Below are 21,906 nucleotides of genomic sequence, written 5' to 3'. Positions count from 1 at the left end.
TATATTCACTGAAAGTGTTGGTATCGGGTGATTGCTGCGATGTGGGTAGGGGTAGCGGCAAGGAGTGGGGGATAGAGGTGCGTGAATTGTTTTGCGAGGGTCTGAATCTTGCCGGATGACGTGCAGATGTATGGCGTGCAAGTCAGTTACTTGCACGCCAGTGTAGAAAGTTGCTTGTTCTTAGCTTGTTTTCAGTGTTTGTATTTGGGTGACACGTGGCCCGCTAGGGCGTCGAGGGTTGATTGGTATGTCGCGAAGCGGACCATAGTGGGCTGGTGCCTGGCATGATCCACAGGAGCATGACGGTAAGTAGCGCCGCTGCGAGAGAACCGTACAGATGCCACTGTTTTGGCATGTACCAGAAAATAGAGATATTTATCACAATAATAGTGATCCAGAATAAGCTCATGAGTATGAGGATTTTCGTCGGGCTCAAACTTGTTTTTTCTTGCCAATCTAACTGTGGGAAACGGTCACGTGCTTCTTTGCGGATACGACGTGCGGTTTTAACTCCGGGGGCAATGGAGGTAAAGATGAGTAATGCAAGGCCTGTACCGGCAAAGATGATGTCACCAAAGGTAAAACCAAAGGAAGTGAGGCCGCCGGCAGCTGCGATTGACAAACGTTCTACCCTCGTTAGGGGGAGGCTTTGTGTAGGGTCAACATCAGGGTAAAGGTTGTGAAAAGCGTTCATAGTCAGCGCATTCATGGTAGCCATCATATACTTTCTGGAGTATGTAAACTTTTGAAACTAAGTGTAGCCTATACATGACGCGAGAAGTTTGCGAAGCTTTACCTAACTGGAAGCACGTGTAGCATACGTTGCTGGTAAGTTTATGACAGTCATTTTTAGAACAGGAGAGCAGAGGTTTCATGACAGTTGTAGCTACTTCACGAAACGTTCGTACTCGGATCATTGGATTACTATCCGTTCCAGTGTTCGTAGGACTACCGTTGTTGGCTCTGCCGGTGACTACTGCTCCAGTAGCGCATGCACAAAGTACATGTTCATTTCAATGGGGTGTGAAGCAGGCTTTCCGTAGCTACATTCAAGGACCAATTGCGAAAGGCAATTGGAATTCTTCGACAGATGTGGGATTTGTGGGAGACGCACGTGGTGCGTCCAGTGCATTCACGTTTACTCCCCAAAAGGCCACTATTCATAACACAACTGATGCTACGATCCCGCTCAATGGCAAGCTGCATTTTAAAGGGCACAACTACGGTGGTCCTGACTTGCTGGACATGCAGATCAGTGATCTCAAGCTCGACGTTAAAGGCAGCACTGCTACCTTGATTGTGGATTATCTTTCCTATACCTCCGATATGGTGGACAAGACTAAACGTGGCGAGCCAATTCAAGGCGACGACGTTGCTCTCATTACTATCGATTTAAACTATCCAGCAGCAACCGATACCGGCATTATTGACTTATCTGGCACTACGACATTGACCGAAGAAGGCCATAAACTTTTTCTTGCATATGATGCTGGGGCTGCAATGGACCCGACTGCTGGCGTCGTCAAGCTTGATGGCAGCTGTGCAGGGGGATCCTCTTCATCGACGAACACCTTAAATAGGGCTACTACCTCAAACAATAAATGTGTTGAGTTTAGCCGTCTCAAAGGTGAGTTTACTGGCGCCAATAAAGAAATTTTTGGGATGGTGTCTGAACTAAATGACGCTTTTGGTGGGTTGAACACGTTGATGTGTAACGTACAGACCTTCCAAAACAATCTCGATAGTTTCACAGGTACGAATACAACAACCACCACGCAAGCTGCGAGCGGAACTGGAGGTGCCACGACTGGTACGCAAACTGGTACAGCTGCTGGTACGCAAACTGGTACAGCTGCTGGAACCGGCACCACGGCATCGGAGAGTTCGGTAACCCAAGCTGGCAGTGGTGTAACCGTATCAAGTGGTTCGGCGGGTGCTTCCACCAGTGGTGCATCTACAAGCGATGCCTCTGCAAACGGTGCAGCGAGTGGCGGTGGTTCTGCAGCTGTCTGTAGTGCGACGTCAGCTCATGGTATTAGCAATGCGAAGGCCGCTTGGGGAGTGAAAAAATCGTTCCAGTCGTATATTACTGGCTCGATTGCGAAGGGTTCATGGAGTCTTTCAGGCGTCAACCATAGTGGAGGTCAGTTCCATTTCAATGGTCAATCTGGCGCAGTTGATGCAGCTACAAAATCAGGCACCATTGCCTTTGGTGGTGGCATTAAATTCAGTGGTCACCACGGAATTTTGAACCTGCAAATCACCAACTTAGAAATTCAGTTTGCAGGCAATAGTGGATCGCTGGTCGCTAATGTCATTTCTTCCGATACTTCCGGCAAGGTCACGAATTTTGGTCGTGTGGCGTTGGCAAACCTTTCCTTTAACAGCTTGAATGTCTCTGATTCTCAGGCATCTGGTGCCGCAAGCGTGGCGCTAACCGATGCTGGTGCGAAGGCTTTCGCTGGATTCTATGAGCCAGGTACCGCACTTGATCCTTTGCAGTTCTCTGCCAACCTTTCCGCGAAAGCAAACTGTGCTGGTGGACAGGGTAGTGCTGCAGCGCAAACTGCTGCGGGTGGTAATTCCAATGGTCCATCAGCTGCAGAATTATTAGCGCAAGGTAATGGTGCTGCCGCTGCTGAAGGCGGCGCTGATGCAGTGAAGTTTGATGATGCCTCGACCAGTACTGTGGGGTATGAGGATGGTTCGAAGAAGTTTAAAATTAACAAGTCTGCTCAAACCGCAAAAGGCTTTGGCGAAGGTGGCGTAATGCGACCAGAGCTTTATATCTTGCTTACAGTTTTGGCCTTCGTTATCGCGGGTGGCTCGATGGGCCGTTTAGCGATCAGCCATCCTGCTTAAACCAACTCACCTCAACCTGATTCCAAAGATTGTGAACATACCTATGAAACCTACCGTGACAGCGATTCGAGCCTTCGTGACTACCATCGTATGCGCGCTTGCATTATCTGCTTGTGGCGTCCAAGGTGCCCTTGATACCACTGCTGAACTGCGAGAATCACTGCCACAGGCAACAGATTTAAGTGATCCACGTACCTTTACTGGGGTTACTCATGTCACTGAATTTGATGAGGTTGTGCCAGTTTCTACCAACGTCAGCCCAGCACTGCCAGTTTCGCTGACCGATGCTGACGGTTATGACGTTGAGGTTACTGATGTCTCGCGTATTCTCGCCCTTGATATTTACGGTACCTACACAAAGACGCTGACTGGCCTTGGACTGGGTGGGAACATCGTAGGTCGTACCGTTTCTTCTACAGAACAATCACTGGCAGATCTTCCAGTTGTAACCCAAGGTGGTCACAATATTAACGTTGAGGCAGTGCTGTCCTTGCACCCAACTGTCGTCATCGTTGATCACTCGATCGGGCCACGTGATGCTATCGATCAAATTCGTGCTGCAGGTGTGACCACCGTCGTGATGGAACCAAAACGCACGGTCGATGCGATTGCTGAGGATATTCAAACCCTTGGTGCTGTGGTTGGCTTGGATGCAGAAGCAGAACAACTTGCGCAGCGTTCGGTTGCTGAACTGGAACAGGATCGAGAAGCGATCAAGGCATTGATTCCTGCTGAACCAATTCGGATGGCCTTCTTATACGCTCGCGGTAATGGTGGTGTGTTCTTCATCATGGGTGAAGGTACAGGTGCTAAGGACTTAATTGAAGGCGTTGGTGGTATTGATCTTGGTACCAAGTACAACCTTTCATATGCAGAACCTGCCAATGCAGAAGCGTTGGCAAAAATTAATCCTGAAGTGATTATCATGATGAGCGGTGGTTTGGAATCGACAGGTGGCATCGATGGTTTGCTGCAGCGCCCAGGTGTGGCGCAAACAATTGCCGGCCAGAATCGTCGAATTGTTACTTTGCCAGATGGTCAGTCTTTGGCCTTTGGCCCACTGACCGGACAAACGTTATTACGACTAGCAAAGGCTATTTATGCACCAGACAAAGCATAAAAGCACGCAGTTTACTGAAGAGGTATTTCAACGCCGCCATAAGCGCCGCATTGCAACCTTTAGCAGTTTGCTCGCACTGCTGGTCATAGCAGTTGTCCTTTCAGTAGTCCTTGGACAGTTTTATGTACCGTTGCAGCACCTGCCTGGTCTGATTTTGAAAGGTCCAGGCCAAACTGAGCTAGCAGGCAACGTGATTTGGTCGATTCGATTACCACGTATCTTCCTCGGATTGCTGGTTGGTGCGGCACTTGGAGTTGCCGGCACATTGATGCAAGCAGTGTTTGCCAATCCATTGGCAGAGCCATCGATTATCGGCGTCACTGCTGGTGCCGGCGTTGGTGCAGCTTTGGTGATTGTGTTTAATATTGGCATTTTAGGTACGTTCACCATTCCATTGGGAGCGTTCGTTTCTGCCGTGTTAGTTACGGTGATCATCTATCAACTTGCGCGCAGCCAAGGCAAAGTAGCGGTTGTGAATCTAATCTTGACTGGTATTGCCATTAACGCAGTGTGTGGTGCTTTGATCTCTTTCATGGTGTATCTTGCGCCGACGGCGAATCGTGAGCAGATTATTTTCTGGCAGATGGGTTCGCTCAACGGTTCTCAATGGAAGCATGTGTTTGTGGTCATTCCAATCGTGGTGATTGGCATTCTGATGGCGTTACGCCTTGGCAAACAACTCGATGTGCTGGCTCTTGGTGAACGCGCGGCGTGCCATACTGGTATTAATGTTGGCAGATTGCGCATTATTGCTATTGCAGCTTCGACTGTTTTAACTGCAGGTGCAGTATCGTTTGCTGGTTTGATCGGCTTCGTTGGTTTGATTGTGCCGCATTTATTGCGATCAATCGTGGGGCCGGAAAATAAAATTCTTTTACCAGCTTCCGCACTGGCAGGAGCAGTGCTCATCGCGCTTGCCGACGTCGCCGCTCGTACCGTGATCCCATTCGCAGATCTGCCAATCGGTATCTTTACCGCTTTGGTCGGTGGCCCAACCTTCTTCGTTCTATTACGTCGCATGTTGCGAAAGGGAATCCGATGATCGAAGTTCGCGATGTCACACTGGAAATCAACGGCAAAGTCTTACTCCACGATGTCTCATTTGTAGCGGAGCCTGGACAAGTGACCGGACTTATCGGTCCGAATGGTGCCGGCAAATCCACTATGCTTGCTGTCATCAGCGGCGATCTGCCTCACAAGAGTGGCACTGTACGAGTTGCAGGCCTAGATCCACAACAAGCATCAGCGCTGGAGTTAGCTCGCGCTCGTGCTGTGATGTTACAAGATGTAGCGGTGTCGTTCGAGTTCTTGGTTCGAGATGTAGTCGCAATGGGACGTCGTCCCTGGGAATGCACCCCATTCGCTGCCTTGGATGATGCCTTTATCGACGCTGCGTTGCAGGCCACCGACACCTTACATCTTGCCGGTCGGGATATTGCCACTTTGTCAGGTGGTGAGCGTGCCCGTGTGGCACTCTCGCGAGTATTGGCGCAGCGAACTCCGGTGATTATGCTCGACGAGCCTACGGCAGCGTTAGATATTCGTCACCAAGAGCAAGTCCTTGGATTGGTGCGTCGTATAGCTGAAACTGCCCAGGTGGCCGTGATAGTCGTGTTGCATGATTTGAATGCGGCAGCAGCCTACTGCGACCATATTGTGTGTTTAGCAAATGGTACGGTGGCAGCAGATGGCAGTGTGTCGGAAGTATACACTGACGATACACTGAGCAGTATTTATGGTTGGCCTATCCAGGTCAAGCACGTTGATGGGGTCATCAGTGTACACCCAGAACGTAGAAAAGAAACTGAATCTGCACAGGATTTCATTACACTGTGCAATACTGACGTTAATCATTGTTCTCACAGAAAGTAGATTTCTTATGATGAAGAAACTTGCACTGCCATTGGCAACTGCATTAGCTTGCATGGGTTTGACTGTTCCTGTGGCACATGCACAGGACACCGCACAGTGCGAAGACAAGGTCTTGGCAGTAACTTCCGGTACCGTTAAGTGGGGTATTAAGCACTCTTGGCGTGGGTATGTGCGTGGTCCGATCGCACGCGGTACCTGGAAGACGGCTGGTGCGGTTACCGAAGTCGGTAGTGACCCTAAGAGCAAGCAATTCACCTTCAATTTCGAAGTTGATGATGCAACTTCCTATGTGCGTTTAGGTCGCAGCGGCGTGGTTACAGATGCCGTGATTCACACCAAGCCAAGTGTTCTCTCCTTCACCGGACACAAAGGCTCTATGGATTCCACCATGGTTTCCCCATACATCGTTGCAAAAGCTGATGGTCTGAAGGCAGGCGTTTCTTACCGCGGGTTCTATGTACCTGGCAAAGAAATGACCAGCTATAAGCCAGAGGATCGTAACGCCGATACCAAGGTGGAAGGCAAAGGTACGTTTACCAAGAGTGCCGACGATTCTAAGGTGCAGTGGACCACCACCGGTAATACGGTTTCGTTGAAGGCCCAGGACATGACTATTGCTCCACAGCCAGGTACCGACGCTAACAAAAATATCATTAACGGTGTTGACATCGTATTTTTAGGTATCTACAGCCCAGAATACAAACCAGAGTTTGACGATATTACCGTTGAGCTGGAAACCAAGGAAGTTTGCTTGAGCAACGCTGATGAGGCACTCCGTAAAGTTGCAGCTGGCGAACTTGGTGAATATGCAGGCGAGCGTGGTGCAGCAACGAAGTTCGATGCTGCAACGGTTGCATTGATCGAGTCTGTTACCGGTCCGGTTCCTGCAGGCACGAAGACTCCAACCACCACCCCAAGCACCACTCCAACCACCACCCCAAGCACCACGCCAAGCGCAACTACAACTCCTGCGCCAAGTAACAACCAGGATGGCCTTTCGGCTTCCAAGGGTCGTGGCATCTGGGGCATTGTGCTTGCAATTATTTCCGTTGTTGGTGTCGTGGCAATCTTAGGCAAGGCAATTATTGACGCTTTGCAGAAGTTCATGCCGCGTCGATAAGCCCATATATGCTTCCACTTGTTGCTATTATGCGCAGGTGGGAGCATTTTTTATCCCAATTTACGTGGAAAGATCAGGAAAATTTCATGAACACTCGCCGCATACTCTCGCCAGTGCTGGCCGCAACGCTTGCCTTGACGACGCTCACCGTTCCAGCACACGCACAACAAAATCCAAACCCGTCGATTGTCAGCGGTACCTTCACGTGGGGTATTCGGAAATCGCTGGTGAACTACATGCAAGGCATTATTGCCCGTGGCCATGTCACCGCTTCAGCTGGTGCATCAATGGCGAAAACTAACGGTGTGCAAGAATTTAATTTCCCCATTGATTCCGCCAATGCCATCTACCAGCCAAATGGTGATGCGACGTTACCGCTGAAAGGTACCGTGACATTCCAAGGGCACAAAAATGCGAAGCTGGACCGTTATGACCTTGACGTCACGCTTTCCGATTTCAAACTTCAGGTGAAGGGTACGAATGTCACGGTTACCGTGGACTATGTCACCAAGGGCGATTTAAAAGCATTGGTCAACGGGCCAAGTGGACAGTACGGTGAAAAAACTGGCGATGACGTTGCCTTTGCAACGTTCACGCTGCCAGCACCACTGGTTGCCAACGACGCCGGTGGGTATGAATTCCTGCAAAACGATTCCGCTGTGACCGCACAGGGCTTCCAGGATGCATTCTTAAGCGATAAATACGCACCTGGTACAGCGCTGGATGCGCCAGATTTGCTGGTTCGTTTTACCGAAGAAGGCAAGCTGCATCGTGAAGGCAATAAGTCCAGTGTGGACAACGAAAACCGCATGAAAGTCGTCCTTGCGGCGTTTGCTGGCGCATTTGCGGTAGTCGGCGCAATTGTGGCAGCGCTGAAGGCTTTTGGATCAAAGTTTGGTATTCATTTGCCGTTCTAATTCTGCATATAGGGAAAGGGGTATCTTGCTAAGAAGATACCCCTTTCCCTATATGCGTTTAATCAAGCTGTTCGAGCGCCTGACGCAAGTCTTCAATAATATCGGCCGGATCTTCAATGCCCACCGAAATACGAATCGTTGCCTGCGAAACGCCAGCGTTTGCCAACTCCTGCTCGGTACACTGCGAGTGCGTGGTCGTCGCTGGGTGAATAACCAGGGATCGCGAATCGCCAATATTAGCCACGTTTGAGTGCAGCTTCAGCGCATCAATGACCTTCCACGCCTCGTCACGGCCACCAACAACATCAAAGGAGAACAGCGCACCTGCATATTTCAGCCCCAACTTTTCCTTAATAGGGAACCACGGTGAGCTTGGTAGCCCCGCAAAGCTTACCGACGCCACCTTCGGGTGCGTTTCAAGGAAGGTCGCAACTTTCAGTGCATTAGAGTTGTGACGCTCCAGGCGCAGGAACAACGTATCAAGGCCTTGGATAATCACCCAAGCATTAAATGGGGACAGGGCAGCACCGGTATCACGCAGCAAGCCCACACGAGCTTTCAATCCATAGGCAGCAGCGCCAAGATCAGCATATTTTAAGCCGTGGTAGGCAGGATCTGGTGTGACGAATACTGGGTGGACTGGAACTCCGTCGCGTTCGACGGTCCAGTCGAAGGTGCCGCCGTCGATAAGCGCGCCGCCAATGACTGAGCCATTGCCGGTGTAGAACTTTGTTAAGGACACAATCACGATGTCGGCCCCCAGCTCCAATGGGCGCACCGTAGCGGCCGTGGCAACCGTGTTGTCAACAATCAGTGGCACATTATTGCGGTGCGCGACTTCAGCAATCGCTGGAATATCCAAAACGTCTGCTTGAGGATTCGCGAATGTTTCGCCATAGAAGGCCTTCGTATTTGGGCGAACCGCTGCCTGCCAGGATTCAGGATCATCAGGGTTTTCGACGAAGGTGAATTCAATGCCCAAACGCGCCAGGGTCACGGAGAACAAGGTGTGGCTACCGCCGTAGAGGCGAGGGGAGGTCACGATATGATCGCCAGCGCCGGCCAAGTTCAAGATCGCGGCGGTTTCAGCAGCCTGGCCTGAAGCGAACGCAACTGCGTAAACGCCGCCTTCTAAGGCTGCCAGGCGCTTTTCCAAGGCCTCGGTGGTTGGGTTGGTCAGGCGGGTGTAGACAGGGCCGATGTCTTCGAGCGCGAAACGCTGACGGGCGTGTTCAGCAGAGTCGAATACGAAGGATGTGGTCAGGTATAACGGCAGGTTGCGAGCGCCGGTATCGGAGTCTAAAGGTTGGCCAGCGTGGATTGCCTGAGTCTCCAGACTCCAGGAGGAAGCTGCGGAATTGTCGTACTTAGTTGTCATGAGTAATCCTTATGAGATATCGGAACTTTTAGGGTTGTTGAAAACCGTACTCATGTTTGCAAGTAAAATAAACCGCTCTGTCTATTAGGTTATGTTTTATGCAGGTAGATGGGTGGAAATAATTTTATTCACGAGGTGGAAAAAGTGGTCTACAAACCAAAACCTCCTATGAAGGAAATACTGTCCTTCATAGGAGGTTGGGGTGTGGGTTTGTGATTAACCCTTCAGCTGCGCAATGATCGCATTGAAATCAGCCGCTGGACGCATCACAGCAGTCAGCTTTGCCTCGTCAGGAGCATAGTAGCCACCGAGGTCTGCAGCGGTCGCCTGGTTTGCGAGCAGCTCGGCATCAATGGCATCTGCCTTGGCTGCCAACGCCTCTGCAACTGGCGCGAATGTTGCCGCGAGGTCTGCATCTTCAGTCTGGGCGGCCAATGCCTGTGCCCAGAACAGCGTGAGGTAGAAGTGAGAGCCACGGTTGTCGATTTCGCCAGCCTTACGCGAAGGTGACTTGCCTTCGTCGAGAAGCTTCTCGGTTGCGCTATCGAGTGCGTTTGCCAGCACAGCAGCCTTTGCGGTGCCGCCGGCGTTGGTGATGTGGCGCAAGGACTCGGCGAGGGCGAGGAATTCGCCGAGGGAGTCCCAACGCAGGTGGTTTTCCGCCTCAACCTGCTGGACGTGCTTCGGCGCGGAACCGCCCGCACCGGTTTCGAACAGACCGCCGCCGGCCATCAGCGGCACGATCGAAAGCATCTTGGCGGAAGTTCCCAGCTCAAGGATAGGGAAGAGGTCAGTGTTGTAGTCACGCAGCACGTTGCCGGTCACCGAAATAGTGTCCTCGCCGCGGCGGATGCGCTCAACGGAAATCTTCGTGGCCTCAACAGGGGAATGAATAGAAATATCCAAACCGGTTGTATCGTGCTGCGCCAAATACTTTTCGACGAGTGCCGCGATGTTGCGATCGTGTGCACGCTCAGGATCCAGCCAGAAGATAGCCGGCATGCCCGAAAGGCGAGCGCGCGTGACCGCAAGTTTCACCCAATCTTGGATAGGAGCATCCTTGGTTTGGCAGGCGCGCCAGATGTCGCCGGCTTCAACCTCATGCTCTATTAAGGAAACTCCGGCAGCGTTAACCACCTTGACGGTACCATCAGCGGTGATCTTAAAGGTCTTATCATGGGAGCCGTACTCTTCAGCCTTTTGCGCCATCAAGCCAACGTTTGGCACAGTGCCCATGGTGGCTGGATCGAACGCGCCATTTGCCTTACAGTCTTCAATAACTGCCTGGTAGACACCTGCATAGCAAGAATCAGGGATGACCGCCAAAGTGTCCTGCTCCTGGCCATCAGCATTCCACATGTGGCCAGCAGTGCGGATCATTGCAGGCATGGAGGCGTCAACAATGACGTCGGAAGGCACGTGCAAGTTGGTAATGCCCTTATCGGAATTGACCATTGCGAGCGCTGGGCCATGTGCCAGGCGCGCCTCGAATGCTTCCTTAATAGCGGCGCCTTCGGCAATCTCATCCAAACCGGAAAGAATCGCAGCCAAACCATTTTCGCCATTCAGACCGTGTGCCTCGAGAACATCGCCGTACTGAGCGAAAACATCAGCAAAGTATGCGCGCACCACGTGGCCGAACAGCACTGGATCGGAAACCTTCATCATGGTTGCCTTTAAGTGCGTGGAGAAAAGCACGCCTTCTTGTTCGGCGCGAGCCAAGGCACCAGCCAAGAACGCATCCAGAGCCTTTGCAGACATAAAGGTGCCATCGATGACCTCGCCGGCAAGAACCTTCAGGTCAGACTTCAAAATGGTTTCCGTGCCATCTGCAGCAACGTGCTTAATAGTCAAGACGTCATCGGCAGGCATAATCACCGACTTCTCATTGTGGCGGAAGTCGTTGGCATCCATGGTCGCCACGTTGGTGCGAGAGTCGCTGCTCCAGACACCCATGCGGTGTGGATTCTTCTTCGCGAAATTCTTGACCGCCACAGGTGCGCGACGATCAGAATTGCCCTCACGCAAAACTGGGTTGACTGCCGAACCCTTGACAGCGTCGTAAAGCGCGCGAATGTGCTTTTCGGCATCCGTTGCAGGAGCGTCAGGATAATCAGGCAGCGCGTAGCCTTTGGCTTGCAACTCGGCAATCGCGGCCTTCATCTGCGGAACAGAAGCGGAAATATTTGGCAGCTTAATGATATTGGCCTCAGGGGTCTTCGCGAGCTCGCCCAAAGCAGCCAAAGCGTCCTCGACGCGCTGTTCCTCAGGCAGGAACTCTGCGAACTGAGCCAAAATACGACCCGCTAATGAAATGTCACGGGTTTCGACCTCAACACCAGCAGTCGCAGCAAAAGCCTCAACGATCGGCTTGAGGGAATAAGTAGCAAGTAGTGGGGCCTCGTCGGTGCGAGTCCAGATGATCTTAGCCATGAGTCTCCTTGAATAGAGCAAGCGTAAATTACAACTATTCAGGATACCTTTTCAGGTGGTGATTTACCACGGAGATACACCATTTCTATTGATGAGCAGGCAAATGTTTGGGTAGGGGCGGGGGTAATAACAGTACAAGCGTCCTACTATTAAGGAAACTGTCTTGGTGAAACTTCGCTGAAACGCAAAAACCCCAAACTAGAATTAGACGGTTTCGCCGCCGATTCGGTTCCCAGATATTTATCACACCAAGTTCAGTTGAAAAGCCTTCCCAAACCTGTTTTCATGCAGGTATGAACATTCTTGACATGCACGCCACGCTCGCCCCACGCGGTGCCGAGCTGATTGCGGCTGTCAAAGAATCGCGGATGTCCACCACCGAACTTGCCCACCACATGGACATCCCATTGAGCCGCGCCTCGCTCCTCCAGGCAATCGGCGAGGCCCTTAATACGCACGATCTTTCGTTGGCAGCGGAGCATCATTACAGCGTCGACAGGCTGCATGAAATTTCCTCTCTTGAGAAGCGCCTGAAAAATCCCGATGTCAACGTGCCGCAACTACGCCAGGAAATTATTACCACCTGCGCGAACTTGTCGCACCGCGAATTACAGCTGCACATTCGTAAGCTCATCGCAGAGCTTAACGACGGCTACCAGCCCGTTCGTGCCTTGTACCTGCGCTACGCCGCGAAAGCCGACAGCGAAGGCATGAAATACATGATCGCGAAAATGCCGGCTGAGCACATTGATCGACTTCGTGCAACCCTTACTCCGCAGGCTCGTGCGTTGGCGGCGCAAGGGCAGGCGGTCAGTGAGGCAGAAGGGCATGCGATGGCGCTGGTGAATCGTTGTCTCCCTATTAAGGAAAATGTTCTTGATAGGTACGAGCATCACGAGGCCGAGGAAAACCGTGACAACCCTCTCGACCTTCGTCACCGGCCATGTTTGCTGATTCCGGTCGATGATCCTGAGCTGCTGCGCACTGGCAAAGTGGTCAATACCGATGGCGCGGTGATGGATCTGCGCGACCTTATCGATGCGCGCGTTCAAGAATTCGGCTTTGCCGTTGCGTGCGGGCCGGATGTCGATGGCGTCGCAAGGCCACAAAAAATCTTCGGAATCAAGCGGCTGGCCGATGCATCGGATCGTTTCCTGACCATCATTAGCCACCTCGTATGTCAGCATGCCGACTGTGATACGCCGGCGGTGCGCTGCGAAATTCACCACATTCAGGCGTTTACGCGCGGCGGCATGACTGTATTAGAGAACCTGTGTCCGCTGTGTCGGAAGCATAATCTTGAAAATGACGACGATCCCGCTATTAAGAGACACGGGCGGATTCTTAAAGATCCGAAGACTTCCCTCGTATGGTATGAGGATTATCGCGGCCGAATACGCCAAAATATGCATCCCGCGCAGCACTTTAATGGGATAGCTGCAGCGCAACGAATGCACGCACGCCAGTAACCAGCTGTATCACTTCTACAGCTGGCAACTGCGCATGCCTGGGGAAAGATGAAAAAGATCCAGCTTGCAGGTATTATCTGCACAGGTGTCGACTAATTTAGAATCTTCTTCCCTTATTAAGGGATTATTCCAGCGTAAAATACCGCGCCAGACTGATATCTCCGAACGCGAGCGCATGCTTGTGTTCATTGCGATCGGATTAGGAACTTTTGGTGTGGGCGTTGCTGAATTCGTGGTGATGGGTCTGCTGCGCAATATTGCAGAGGCGTATCAAATTTCCGAAGCTCAGGCAGGCATCGCCATTGCAGTCTATGCATTTGGTGTCATGCTTGGCGCGCCTTTAATTACAGTGTTTACCGGTCGTATTCCGCGCCGCCGATTAGTATTAGCGCTCTTAATAGCGTTTGTGATTGGCAACGGTCTTACCGCCCTCGCTATGTCCTTTGAATTCATGATCATAGGCCGCTTCATCGCAGGCCTCCCGCATGGCGCCTTTTTCTCAGTGACTTCACTTGTCGTGGCCTCTTTAGCTCGCGAAGGTGCTCGCGGTCGCGCGTTGGCGTTTGTTGGCATGGGCTTTCCATTGTCGAGCCTGATCGGCGTGCCGCTGGCGCAAGCGCTTGGCCAAGCCACGATTTGGAACGCAGCATACGTCTTTGTCACCTTAATAGGCTTAGCGGCGCTGCTTATGATCTGGTTCGTCATGCCTCACATGACCGAAATGCCTGCAACGAGCCCTCTGGAAGAGCTAAGCTCATTAAAGCGCATTCAAGTGTGGTTGTCACTTGCAATCGGCTCTGTTGGCTTCGGCGGCATGTTCGCTGTCTATACCTACATCTCATGGACACTGACCAAGCACGCCGGCCTGAGCCCAAACTTAGTCTGGCTGGCATTAAGCATTTATGGTGTCGGCATGGTAATTGGTAACTGGCTGGGAGGACGGCTTTCCGACTGGAGCGTTGAGTACGGCATCTTCGTCTCACTGGCAGCAATCTCGATCAGTTTGACGTCATTCTATTTCCTCAGCGGCAACGTATACACCGCAATCATAAACTTCGCTGTACTTGGCGGCTCAGCCTCGATGCTGATCCCTTCACTGCAGTTGCGCCTCATGGATGTCGCCGGTAAAGCCAAGACTCTGGCCAGCTCTTTGAACCATTCGGCCCTTAATATAGCGAATGCAGCAGGTGCTTCCATCGGCGGCGCCGTCATCGCTGCCGGATACAGTTACGCCGCTCCTGCGTTAGTGGGCGCTGGTTTGGGAGCATTGGCAATTTTATTGTGGGCAGGAGCTTTTGCTCTGCGTCGTAAAGCTGAAGGTATTAAGGGATAATAATTATGAAAGTTACGACAGTTAATGTCAATGGTATCCGCGCGGCGGTCAAGCAACGCTCGGAGGAAAATTTAGGATTCATCCCGTGGCTATTAGGGGAGGATCCAGATGTGGTGCTGCTCCAAGAAGTACGCGCATCGGACAAAGACACTGAGAAAGCCCTTGCACCCTTAATAGGCGAAGGCTGGTGTTATTATGGCGCCCCTGCAGCCGCGAAAGGACGCGCCGGGGTTGGCATTTTGTCGAAGCGCGAGCTTTTCGACGTCTCCATCGGCCTGCCGGAGTTCGAAGATTCGGGTCGTTATATTCAGGGCACGTATCCAGACGATGGCGTTGATGTGGTGGTGGCGAGTTTGTATTTGCCGTCGGGTGCTGCAGGAACTGAGAAGCAGGACGAGAAGTATCGTTTCTTCGATGTTTTCGACCCTTTCCTTAATAAGGCGGCGGAGAATGATTCCATGATCATCGGCGGCGACTGGAACATTTGCCACCGCGAGCAGGACTTAAAGAATTTCAAGACGAATCGTAACTCTTCCGGTTTCCTCCCGGATGAGCGCATGTTCCTTAATAGGGTTTTTGGCACGTTCCCCGACACCACCCCCCAAGACCCAACTTCCGGCGTCTGGGCCGGTGCTGTGGAATATACTTCCGATTCAGCTCGTCAGCCGGATCCTGATCCTCAGTGGTTTGATGTGGCGCGTCGGTTGCAGCCTGAGGATGCGCCGTTTACCTGGTGGACGTATCGTGGCCAGGCGTTTGCCAATGATGCTGGCTGGCGGATTGATTATCAGGCGGTGACCGCGTCGATGTTGCGTCGTGCAGTGAAGGCGGAGGTCTTTAAGGCGAAGGATCATTCAATGCGTTGGAGTGATCATGCTCCTTTGACGGTGACTTATTCTTCACTAGGATAATGGTTATGACTGATTCAGGAGTACCTCAACGTAAACAGCGTGTGCTGTCGGGCATCCAGCCGACGGCGGATTCGTATCATTTGGGCAATTTTCTGGGTGCCCTCAAGCAGTGGATAGCGCTGCAAGATGATTATGATGCGTTCTATTTTATCCCTGATCTGCACGCGATTACGGTTGATCAGGATCCGAAAGAGTTGCGCAAGCGCACGATTGCGGGTGCTGCGCAATTGTTGGCGTTGGGTATTGATCCAGAGAAATCGACGCTGTTTGTGCAATCACATGTGCACGAGCATGCGGAGCTTGCCTGGGTGCTGACTTGTTTGACCGGTTTTGGTGAGGCAGGTCGCATGACGCAGTTTAAGGATAAGTCGGCAAAGCGTGGTGCGGATCGTACTTCTGCTGGTCTGTTTACCTATCCGATGTTGATGGCCGCCGATATTTTGCTCTACCGTCCGCAGTTGGTGCCGGTTGGCGAGGATCAGCGGCAGCATTTGGAGCTGACTCGTACCTTGGCAGAGCGCTTTAATACGCGCTTTAAAAAGACCTTCCCAGTTCCAGAAGCGATGATTCCGCAGGGCGCGGCGAAGATTTATGATCTTCAGGAGCCTACTTCGAAGATGTCGAAGTCCACGACGAATGAAAAAGGCCTGATCAATTTGCTTGACGACCCGAAGGTGTCGGCAAAGCGTATTAAGGCCGCAGTCACTGATAATGATGGCGAGATCCGTTTCGACCGGGAGCACAAGCCTGGGGTATCGAATCTGTTGGTCATCCAGTCCGCCTTGACGTCGCAAAGCATCGATGATTTGGTGGCCAGCTATCAAGGCCAGGGCTACGGCGCGCTCAAGACCGATACCGCTGCGGCGCTGGAAGCGTTCGTCACACCGCTGCGCGAGAAGTTCGCGATGTACATGGACGATCAAGCCGAGCTCGAGCGAGTGCTTGCCATTGGCGCCGAAAAAGCGCGTGAAATCGCATCACGCACGCTTATCGACGTCTACGATCGGGTCGGTTTCTTGCCTCCAAAACGATAACCACAGAGTTTTTTCCCGCTGACACTACTTTCGTCAGCGGGTTTTTCGATATAGGCTTGAAACTAATATCCTCCTCCCAATTCCCTTAATAGGAAAAGATACGTGGCTACAACAACCCAACAAAACCCGAATCACACCGACGAGTTCGGCATCGAGCGCGTCACCTCCGATAGTCCTAGCTTGATCGACAAGCTGCGGTTGAAATGGCAGTGGTTCGATCACATTATGCTGATGAACGAGCGCTATGGTCTGCAAGGTGGCAATCAGTATGCGGCCGGCATCACCTATTTTTCGGTGCTGAGCTTATTCCCAATCCTGTTGCTCGTCATAGCAGTTGTGGCCACGGTGCTTGCAAACAACCCTGATATGCTGCTGAGTCTGAATGAGCGCATCACCAGCTCGGTGGATGGCCAGATGGGGGAGATCCTGAAGGACATCTTGTCCACTGCGATTGATCAGCGTGCCGCTATGTTCGGCGTCGGTGGTATTACGGCCTTGTGGTCGGGGCTGAACTGGATGAATAATTTGCGCTACGGCGTGTCCAAAATGTGGAAATACCCAGTTGCCGAAGCCAATTTCTTCAAAACCAAACTTGTCGACCTGCTCGGCTTGGTCATCCTGCTGACCCTTTTAATCCTGGCCCTTGGTGTCACCGCCCTGGGCAACTCCGGCCTGACGATCAAACTTCTGACCCTCATGCGCCTCGACACCGTGCCGGGTATCACCTACGTCGTCAGCGCGGTCGCAATCGGCGTGGGCTTGCTGGCCAACTTCTTGGTATTCTTCTGGCTGCTCAAGCAGCTCCCGCGTGGCGAAGTCCCATGGCGCTCGGCACTGAAAGGCTCACTGATCGGGGCACTGGCATTCGAAGTCTTCAAGCAGCTTGGCTCAATCTTCTTCTCCAGCGCATTAAACAATCCGGCAGGCGCCACCTTCGGCCCAATTATCGGCGTGATGGTGTTGTTCTACTTCATCTGGCGCATTTTGTTGTACTGCTCCGCATGGGCAGCGACCACCAAAGAATCACTGGCCATCGCGCTTCTCGATGCTCCGGCACCGGCAATTATTCGAGTGCGCGAAGAACTCCCTATTCAGGAACATGCTCCGCGCAACCTCGGTGTAGGCGTGGCCCTTGGTGCAGCCACCGCCGCTGTAGTCAGCACTATTTTGCGGAAGTAGATTTCTTACGCCTGCCACCCAGCCACCAGGTGAGCATTGCGACAAGTACCAATAACACCAATCCTCCTGCCACGTATGGCGCTGGGTTGGTGTTTCCCCTATTAAGGGACGGGGAGGATGAATCCGCAGGTGCAGTGCTTATAGCTATGTCTGCACTAGTAGTTGTGGTTGTGGAAGTTTCCTTAATAGGGATTTCGGGCTTTAAGACCCCAATCGCCTCCTTCGCATCCCCCGCCGCATCGAGAAGTCGCTGCGCTTGTTGCCACGCTCGTCCCTTGTCGACGGTGGTGTCGAGGACAACGGCCAGCAGACGCCGTCCGTTGATGGTTTTGGCTCCAACGAAGGTGTGTTTTGCTTCGTCGGTGTAGCCGGTTTTGCCGCCGAGCGCTGCGGGATCGTTCAGGAGGAGTCCGTTGTTACTCCAGACTTGCCAACCTGGTTGGTTGCCTTGGCCTGGGAAATCGACGTGGTCGACGGTCAGCATTTTCGCGAAGGTCGGGTTTTGAAAGGCGTGGCTGTAGAGTAGTGCCATGTCGTAGGCTGAGGTGGAGAGCCCTGCTGCGTCGAGGCCAGAATAGCTGGTCACACGCGTGTCAGTGGTACCGAGGCTTTGAGCGAGATCATTGGCCATCTTCAAGGTGATGTCATCACCACCGAGGGCTTGTGCCAAGGCGTGGGCGGCGTCATTGCCAGACTGCAACAGCAGCCCATACAGCAGTTGCTCAATGGTATAACGCCCACCTGGGACAATACCAACGGCAGAGCCTTCCTGAGCAGCACTTTCTGCGCTCACCACCACTTCTTTGTCTAAGTCGAGGTGTTCGATTGCCAACAGTGCAACGATTACCTTAATAATGCTGGCTGGTCGATACCGCCCGTGCGGATCCTTTGCGCCGAAAATATCACCATTATCAATATCCACCACGATCCACGCACTGGCGGTCTGTGCTTCTGGAACTTTCATGCCAGCAGCAGCGATCGTCCCGCAGGTGCCTAATGAATTCGGCCCGACTGGCAGCGGGGCAGGGGTAGTTGCCCCAGGTGGGAGCATTTCTTCGGTCCCGATCGGTGGTGCCACAGTTTCTTTATATGGGCAGCCGCTGGTATCTGGGGCCGTGGCGCGCGGTGCTGGAACAAACGCTTGAACAGAAGGCGCCGGGAGCAAGAGGCAGCTGAGGCTAAGTGCGAGCAGGCGTCGTGAAATATGCATGGTTTTATCGTGGCGGTGACTATGCTAAAAAGCATGCAAGACACTCCCGATTTCGAAAATTATTCTGAACCTCTTTCGTCAGCCGAGGTTGAGCACCTGCCGTTGGCGTCGTTAAGCTCGCAGCTGCCCCAGCCTTTACCGCCGAATATTTTTTATAGCGAGCAGCTGACCACCTGGGAGCAGTTCGACCCGGCGCGCGGGCAGGCATGGATTGTGCAATGCGAAACTCTTGGCGATGTCGAGCGGATTCTGCAAGACGAGACCGGGGTTGTGGTTGGCGCGCGCACGAGTGTGCCGGAAATTGCGCATGCGTTACGACGCTCGTGTATTCCCTTTGAATTCGACGGCCCGGTGGCGCAACAGCTGTATTATGGCGCCTCGCGTATGAGGGGCGTGACAGAGCTCGTCGAGCAATTCTCTATTAAGGAAACTGGTGAGATTGTGCTCTCACCGGAGGCGGCGTTTATTCGCGATCGTCGTCTTCCGCTGATCGCAGAGCCGGCGGCGGCGTTGGCAGCCGGCGAGATTGAGTCATTGGCGGATTATCCGCTGGCAGTGCTGGACTCGCTCGGTTTCGAGGTATCGGTGGACCTGCTCGACGCGGATTTTATCGAGGCGCAGGAGTTGGGCTTGGCGCAGCTGCACCGCTTGATTATCCGGGCGATGGAGGCGGCGTTTGTGAGCGCGGATGTGCGTATGGAGTTGCTCACGCAGGTCGTCAATCCGGCTTTTGTGCTTGACGACGCCTCCGAGCAGCCGCAAACAGATCCCCAATCTCAGTCAGAATCCGATGCTTTGGCCGACCAACCTGATCCCAAAAGTTCCTTAATAGGAGTGGATCCGTTGTGGCTTGCTGAAATGGGCATTCGCCCTGAAGATCTCGGCTTGACTGAAGCATGACAAAACGGGACGATCGTAAACACCGATGGTGGTGTTTGTGATCGTCCCGTTGGCGAATCGAAGTTGTGGTTTAGAACTTCGAGAAGCGCTTAATGAGCATTTCTTCCATGGCCTTCCAGTCGGCAACGTGCTCGTCATATGGTGCCGTTGGGCGATAACCTGCGGTGTTGGTTGCCCCGGTGAGGTAGGCAATATAGTCCTGCATGCGTGGCTTGGTGAGGAAGAAGGAGTTCAGTGAGTCGTCAGCGGCCCAGTCGGCGGCGTCGGCAAGCAGCTCGTAGGCGCGCAGAAGCTGTGCGGTTTCAACCTTTTCTGGGCCTACGTGGATATCGCGTGCGATGCCATTGAAGGAGTAGACGTTGTCTGGGTGCACCGTAACGCTGAGGTTGCCGGCGTTGGCCTCAACCAGGATGTCTTTCCAGGTAGAGACTTTGGCGAGATCGTGATTATCGTGCTCGACAAGCCAGCGAACCAGCGATTTCGAGGACGAGAAGGTGAAAATTTCGCCGTATTTACCCAAGAATACTGGCTTGTGTGCCACATAGGTGCGCAGGGTGTAAATGGTGCGACCGTCGATGGAAATCTTGACTGGATCGATACCGGCCTGCGCCCAAATAGTGGTGTCGTACGGATCAATCTCTGCCTTGTCAGCCTGCTTCGCAGCTTCTTCTGCCTTGCGAGCCTCCTCAGCGGCGGCCTGTGCAGCCCGAATGCGCTCCTTGGCGTCCTTAAGTTCCTCTTCGCTGGCAACCTTTTTCACCGTGCCGAGCGTATCGACGGTGTCAATGATCTTATCCCAGTTTGCAACAATTACCCGGCCAATTGCAGTCCATTCCGCAAGACCTGCTGGACCCGCGAAGTGCTCTGAACCGCGGGAGGTATTGGCAAGAATTGAGTGTGACGAGAAAAAGACCTGGATTGAGGTTTCGCCCGTGACGTCGCCAAAGCTGCGTGTGATCTTGAAATCGCGGGCCACTGCTGCAACGTTTTCATAGGATGGGCGATCGGCCAGCAATGCTGGTACGCCAATGAGGTCGTAGTGGTGCTTCTCGGTTGGAACCACGCGATGAGCGGGGAGATGTGCAAAGGCATTCCATTTTGGATGGGTGCGCAGATCGTGAGAATTATCTTGTTCTAAATAAACCAGCATTTCTGCAGGTGACTCAAAGAGGAACAGTTCTTCTTGTGCACCTAAGAATGCTTGCCATTCTGCGCCGTGCTCTCGCCAGGAAGGTGCCCACAAGGTGTAGTAGTCACCTTTAGTCAGCGACAGTTTTACTGGGATAATGCCTTTATTCGTCATGGGCATCTATTCTAGCGGTTTTCGGAAGGAAGATACATCAGGGCATTGCATGGTGGGGGTGGAAGTTTGGACGCGGTATCTGCCGAGCGGAAAAAACACCACAAATGTGATCAATTCGGACAAGATTTCCTTAATAGGGAAACGGAAAACGCGCTACCATTACCAGTATGGATATTTTGATTGTGGATCACCCTCTTGCCGCCTCTCGCTTGTCGATTATGCGTGATGAGCGCACCGATAATGCCGCCTTCCGCGCAGCTCTTGCAGATCTCGGCGCCATGCTCATCTACGAAGCTTCCCGCGAGCTTGCTGTTGAGCAGTTCCCGCTGACCACCCCAGTTGCACAGACGGTAGGAACAAGGTTGCAAGATCCACCAATTATTGTTCCTGTGATTCGTGCTGGTCTTGGCATGATTGATCCGGCACTGAAAATGATTCCAGACGCCCAGGTTGGTTTTATTGGCTTAGCCCGTGATGAAAAAACTCATGAGCCTGTGCCATATCTTGAAGCGCTGCCAGAGGATTTGAGTGGTCGCACCGTTTTTGTGGTTGACCCAATGCTTGCAACCGGTGGTTCTTTGTTGCACGCGCTTGGCATGTTGGCAGAGCGCGGTGCTACGGATATTACGGCAGTGTGCATGGTGTCTGCCCAGGCAGGCGTGGACGCATTGGCAAATTCTGGATATCCGGTTCGTTTGGTGACCGCCACGATTGATCCAACCTTGAACGACGACGCCTATATTGTCCCTGGCCTTGGCGACGCCGGTGATCGCCTCTATGGTCCACGAAATATCGACCTGTCTGCACCGTAAAAGAGACATGCGTGGCTGGTCGTTTTCCTCCTTCAACTACCGGCCACGCTGTG

At 52.7% G+C, this 21,906-nt stretch carries 18 protein-coding genes; 13 read left to right on the top strand and 5 right to left on the bottom strand.

Features of this window, described 5'->3' with window-relative positions:
• Positions 1 to 223: 223 nt before the first annotated feature.
• Positions 224 to 709, bottom strand: coding sequence for a hemin receptor (locus tag NXS99_RS05970; protein ID WP_259287744.1), 486 nt, complete (start codon positions 707 to 709; stop codon positions 224 to 226).
• A 164-nt stretch (positions 710 to 873) separates the two neighbouring features.
• On the opposite strand from NXS99_RS05970, the gene NXS99_RS05965 reads away from it, so the two are divergent.
• From NXS99_RS05965 to NXS99_RS05940, 6 genes are all read left to right on the top strand, one after another.
• The gene (locus NXS99_RS05965) at positions 874 to 2,862 is read left to right on the top strand and encodes an HtaA domain-containing protein (RefSeq protein ID WP_259287743.1); all 1,989 of its coding nucleotides are present in this window, start codon (positions 874 to 876) and stop codon (positions 2,860 to 2,862) included.
• 43 nt (positions 2,863 to 2,905) lie between these two features.
• Positions 2,906 to 3,982 carry a hemin ABC transporter substrate-binding protein gene (locus NXS99_RS05960; protein WP_259287742.1) on the top strand — a complete coding sequence of 359 codons (1,077 nt, stop codon included), beginning with the start codon at positions 2,906 to 2,908 and terminating at the stop codon, positions 3,980 to 3,982.
• The gene (locus NXS99_RS05955; RefSeq protein ID WP_259287741.1) at positions 3,963 to 5,024 is read left to right on the top strand and encodes an iron ABC transporter permease; all 1,062 of its coding nucleotides are present in this window, start codon (positions 3,963 to 3,965) and stop codon (positions 5,022 to 5,024) included. Before NXS99_RS05960 ends, NXS99_RS05955 begins: the two co-directional genes overlap by 20 nt.
• The gene (locus tag NXS99_RS05950) at positions 5,021 to 5,854 is read left to right on the top strand and encodes a heme ABC transporter ATP-binding protein (protein WP_259287740.1); all 834 of its coding nucleotides are present in this window, start codon (positions 5,021 to 5,023) and stop codon (positions 5,852 to 5,854) included. The genes NXS99_RS05955 and NXS99_RS05950 overlap by 4 nt, the downstream gene beginning before the upstream one ends.
• A 7-nt stretch (positions 5,855 to 5,861) precedes the next feature.
• Positions 5,862 to 6,974, top strand: coding sequence for an HtaA domain-containing protein (locus NXS99_RS05945; protein WP_259287739.1), 1,113 nt, complete (start codon positions 5,862 to 5,864; stop codon positions 6,972 to 6,974).
• Positions 6,975 to 7,060: 86 nt separating this feature from the next.
• Positions 7,061 to 7,891: an HtaA domain-containing protein gene (locus NXS99_RS05940; RefSeq protein WP_259287738.1), complete on the top strand. Its 831-nt coding sequence runs from the start codon at positions 7,061 to 7,063 to the stop codon at positions 7,889 to 7,891.
• Positions 7,892 to 7,949: 58 nt separating this feature from the next.
• On the opposite strand, the gene NXS99_RS05935 is transcribed toward NXS99_RS05940, so the two are convergent.
• Positions 7,950 to 9,269 (bottom strand): O-acetylhomoserine/O-acetylserine sulfhydrylase, encoded by a 1,320-nt coding sequence (locus NXS99_RS05935; RefSeq protein ID WP_259287737.1) that lies wholly within the window; start codon positions 9,267 to 9,269, stop codon positions 7,950 to 7,952.
• Positions 9,270 to 9,485: 216 nt separating this feature from the next.
• Complete coding sequence (locus NXS99_RS05930) at positions 9,486 to 11,702, bottom strand: NADP-dependent isocitrate dehydrogenase (protein ID WP_259287736.1); 2,217 nt, start codon at positions 11,700 to 11,702, stop codon at positions 9,486 to 9,488.
• Between the two features lie 293 nt (positions 11,703 to 11,995).
• On the opposite strand from NXS99_RS05930, the gene NXS99_RS05925 reads away from it, so the two are divergent.
• The 5 genes from NXS99_RS05925 to NXS99_RS05905 all read left to right on the top strand — a co-directional run bounded on the left by NXS99_RS05925 (position 11,996) and on the right by NXS99_RS05905 (position 17,628).
• Entirely contained in the window at positions 11,996 to 13,171 is a 1,176-nt protein-coding gene (locus NXS99_RS05925; RefSeq protein ID WP_259287735.1) for an HNH endonuclease, read from the top strand.
• 115 nt (positions 13,172 to 13,286) lie between these two features.
• Positions 13,287 to 14,504, top strand: a complete 1,218-nt coding sequence (locus NXS99_RS05920; protein ID WP_259287770.1) for an MFS transporter — start codon at positions 13,287 to 13,289, stop codon at positions 14,502 to 14,504.
• A 5-nt stretch (positions 14,505 to 14,509) separates the two neighbouring features.
• Positions 14,510 to 15,415: an exodeoxyribonuclease III gene (locus tag NXS99_RS05915; protein WP_259287734.1), complete on the top strand. Its 906-nt coding sequence runs from the start codon at positions 14,510 to 14,512 to the stop codon at positions 15,413 to 15,415.
• Positions 15,415 to 16,449 (top strand): tryptophan--tRNA ligase, encoded by a 1,035-nt coding sequence (gene trpS / locus NXS99_RS05910; protein WP_259287733.1) that lies wholly within the window; start codon positions 15,415 to 15,417, stop codon positions 16,447 to 16,449. Before NXS99_RS05915 ends, trpS begins: the two co-directional genes overlap by 1 nt.
• 102 nt (positions 16,450 to 16,551) lie before the next feature.
• Positions 16,552 to 17,628 carry a YhjD/YihY/BrkB family envelope integrity protein gene (locus NXS99_RS05905; protein WP_259287732.1) on the top strand — a complete coding sequence of 359 codons (1,077 nt, stop codon included), beginning with the start codon at positions 16,552 to 16,554 and terminating at the stop codon, positions 17,626 to 17,628.
• On the opposite strand, the gene NXS99_RS05900 is transcribed toward NXS99_RS05905, so the two are convergent.
• Positions 17,612 to 18,838: a D-alanyl-D-alanine carboxypeptidase family protein gene (locus NXS99_RS05900; protein ID WP_259287731.1), complete on the bottom strand. Its 1,227-nt coding sequence runs from the start codon at positions 18,836 to 18,838 to the stop codon at positions 17,612 to 17,614. The two genes, NXS99_RS05905 and NXS99_RS05900, sit on opposite strands and share 17 nt — an antisense overlap.
• A 33-nt stretch (positions 18,839 to 18,871) precedes the next feature.
• Here NXS99_RS05900 and NXS99_RS05895 point away from each other — a divergent pair, with 33 nt between their 5' ends.
• Positions 18,872 to 19,738 (top strand): hypothetical protein, encoded by an 867-nt coding sequence (locus tag NXS99_RS05895; RefSeq protein WP_259287730.1) that lies wholly within the window; start codon positions 18,872 to 18,874, stop codon positions 19,736 to 19,738.
• Between the two features lie 70 nt (positions 19,739 to 19,808).
• Here NXS99_RS05895 and NXS99_RS05890 read toward each other — a convergent pair whose 3' ends face one another.
• Positions 19,809 to 21,041, bottom strand: a complete 1,233-nt coding sequence (locus NXS99_RS05890) for a hypothetical protein (protein WP_259287729.1) — start codon at positions 21,039 to 21,041, stop codon at positions 19,809 to 19,811.
• A 167-nt stretch (positions 21,042 to 21,208) separates the two neighbouring features.
• On the opposite strand from NXS99_RS05890, the gene upp reads away from it, so the two are divergent.
• Positions 21,209 to 21,853, top strand: a complete 645-nt coding sequence (gene upp, locus NXS99_RS05885) for a uracil phosphoribosyltransferase (protein WP_259287728.1) — start codon at positions 21,209 to 21,211, stop codon at positions 21,851 to 21,853.
• The last annotated feature ends 53 nt before the right edge of the window (positions 21,854 to 21,906 follow it).

This window comes from Corynebacterium sp. HS2168-gen11, assembly GCF_024834075.1.
GTDB lineage: Bacteria > Actinomycetota > Actinomycetes > Mycobacteriales > Mycobacteriaceae > Corynebacterium.
Note: the sequence above shows the minus strand (reverse complement) of the source record. Positions and strands in the feature narration are given on the sequence as shown.

What these genes read in the sequence shown, in the direction of transcription:
- NXS99_RS05895 (WP_259287730.1), top strand. Translation starts at nt 18,872, where the DNA reads ATGCAAGACACTCCCGATTTCGAAAATTATTCTGAACCTCTTTCGTCA.
- NXS99_RS05890 (WP_259287729.1), bottom strand. Translation starts at nt 21,041, where the DNA reads ATGACGAATAAAGGCATTATCCCAGTAAAACTGTCGCTGACTAAAGGT.
- trpS (WP_259287733.1), top strand. Translation starts at nt 15,415, where the DNA reads ATGGTTATGACTGATTCAGGAGTACCTCAACGTAAACAGCGTGTGCTG.
- NXS99_RS05925 (WP_259287735.1), top strand. Translation starts at nt 11,996, where the DNA reads ATGAACATTCTTGACATGCACGCCACGCTCGCCCCACGCGGTGCCGAG.
- NXS99_RS05970 (WP_259287744.1), bottom strand. Translation starts at nt 709, where the DNA reads ATGAATGCGCTGACTATGAACGCTTTTCACAACCTTTACCCTGATGTT.
- upp (WP_259287728.1), top strand. Translation starts at nt 21,209, where the DNA reads ATGGATATTTTGATTGTGGATCACCCTCTTGCCGCCTCTCGCTTGTCG.
- NXS99_RS05950 (WP_259287740.1), top strand. Translation starts at nt 5,021, where the DNA reads ATGATCGAAGTTCGCGATGTCACACTGGAAATCAACGGCAAAGTCTTA.
- NXS99_RS05915 (WP_259287734.1), top strand. Translation starts at nt 14,510, where the DNA reads ATGAAAGTTACGACAGTTAATGTCAATGGTATCCGCGCGGCGGTCAAG.
- NXS99_RS05930 (WP_259287736.1), bottom strand. Translation starts at nt 11,702, where the DNA reads ATGGCTAAGATCATCTGGACTCGCACCGACGAGGCCCCACTACTTGCT.
- NXS99_RS05945 (WP_259287739.1), top strand. Translation starts at nt 5,862, where the DNA reads ATGATGAAGAAACTTGCACTGCCATTGGCAACTGCATTAGCTTGCATG.
- NXS99_RS05960 (WP_259287742.1), top strand. Translation starts at nt 2,906, where the DNA reads ATGAAACCTACCGTGACAGCGATTCGAGCCTTCGTGACTACCATCGTA.
- NXS99_RS05940 (WP_259287738.1), top strand. Translation starts at nt 7,061, where the DNA reads ATGAACACTCGCCGCATACTCTCGCCAGTGCTGGCCGCAACGCTTGCC.
- NXS99_RS05900 (WP_259287731.1), bottom strand. Translation starts at nt 18,838, where the DNA reads ATGCATATTTCACGACGCCTGCTCGCACTTAGCCTCAGCTGCCTCTTG.
- NXS99_RS05955 (WP_259287741.1), top strand. Translation starts at nt 3,963, where the DNA reads ATGCACCAGACAAAGCATAAAAGCACGCAGTTTACTGAAGAGGTATTT.
- NXS99_RS05935 (WP_259287737.1), bottom strand. Translation starts at nt 9,269, where the DNA reads ATGACAACTAAGTACGACAATTCCGCAGCTTCCTCCTGGAGTCTGGAG.
- NXS99_RS05965 (WP_259287743.1), top strand. Translation starts at nt 874, where the DNA reads ATGACAGTTGTAGCTACTTCACGAAACGTTCGTACTCGGATCATTGGA.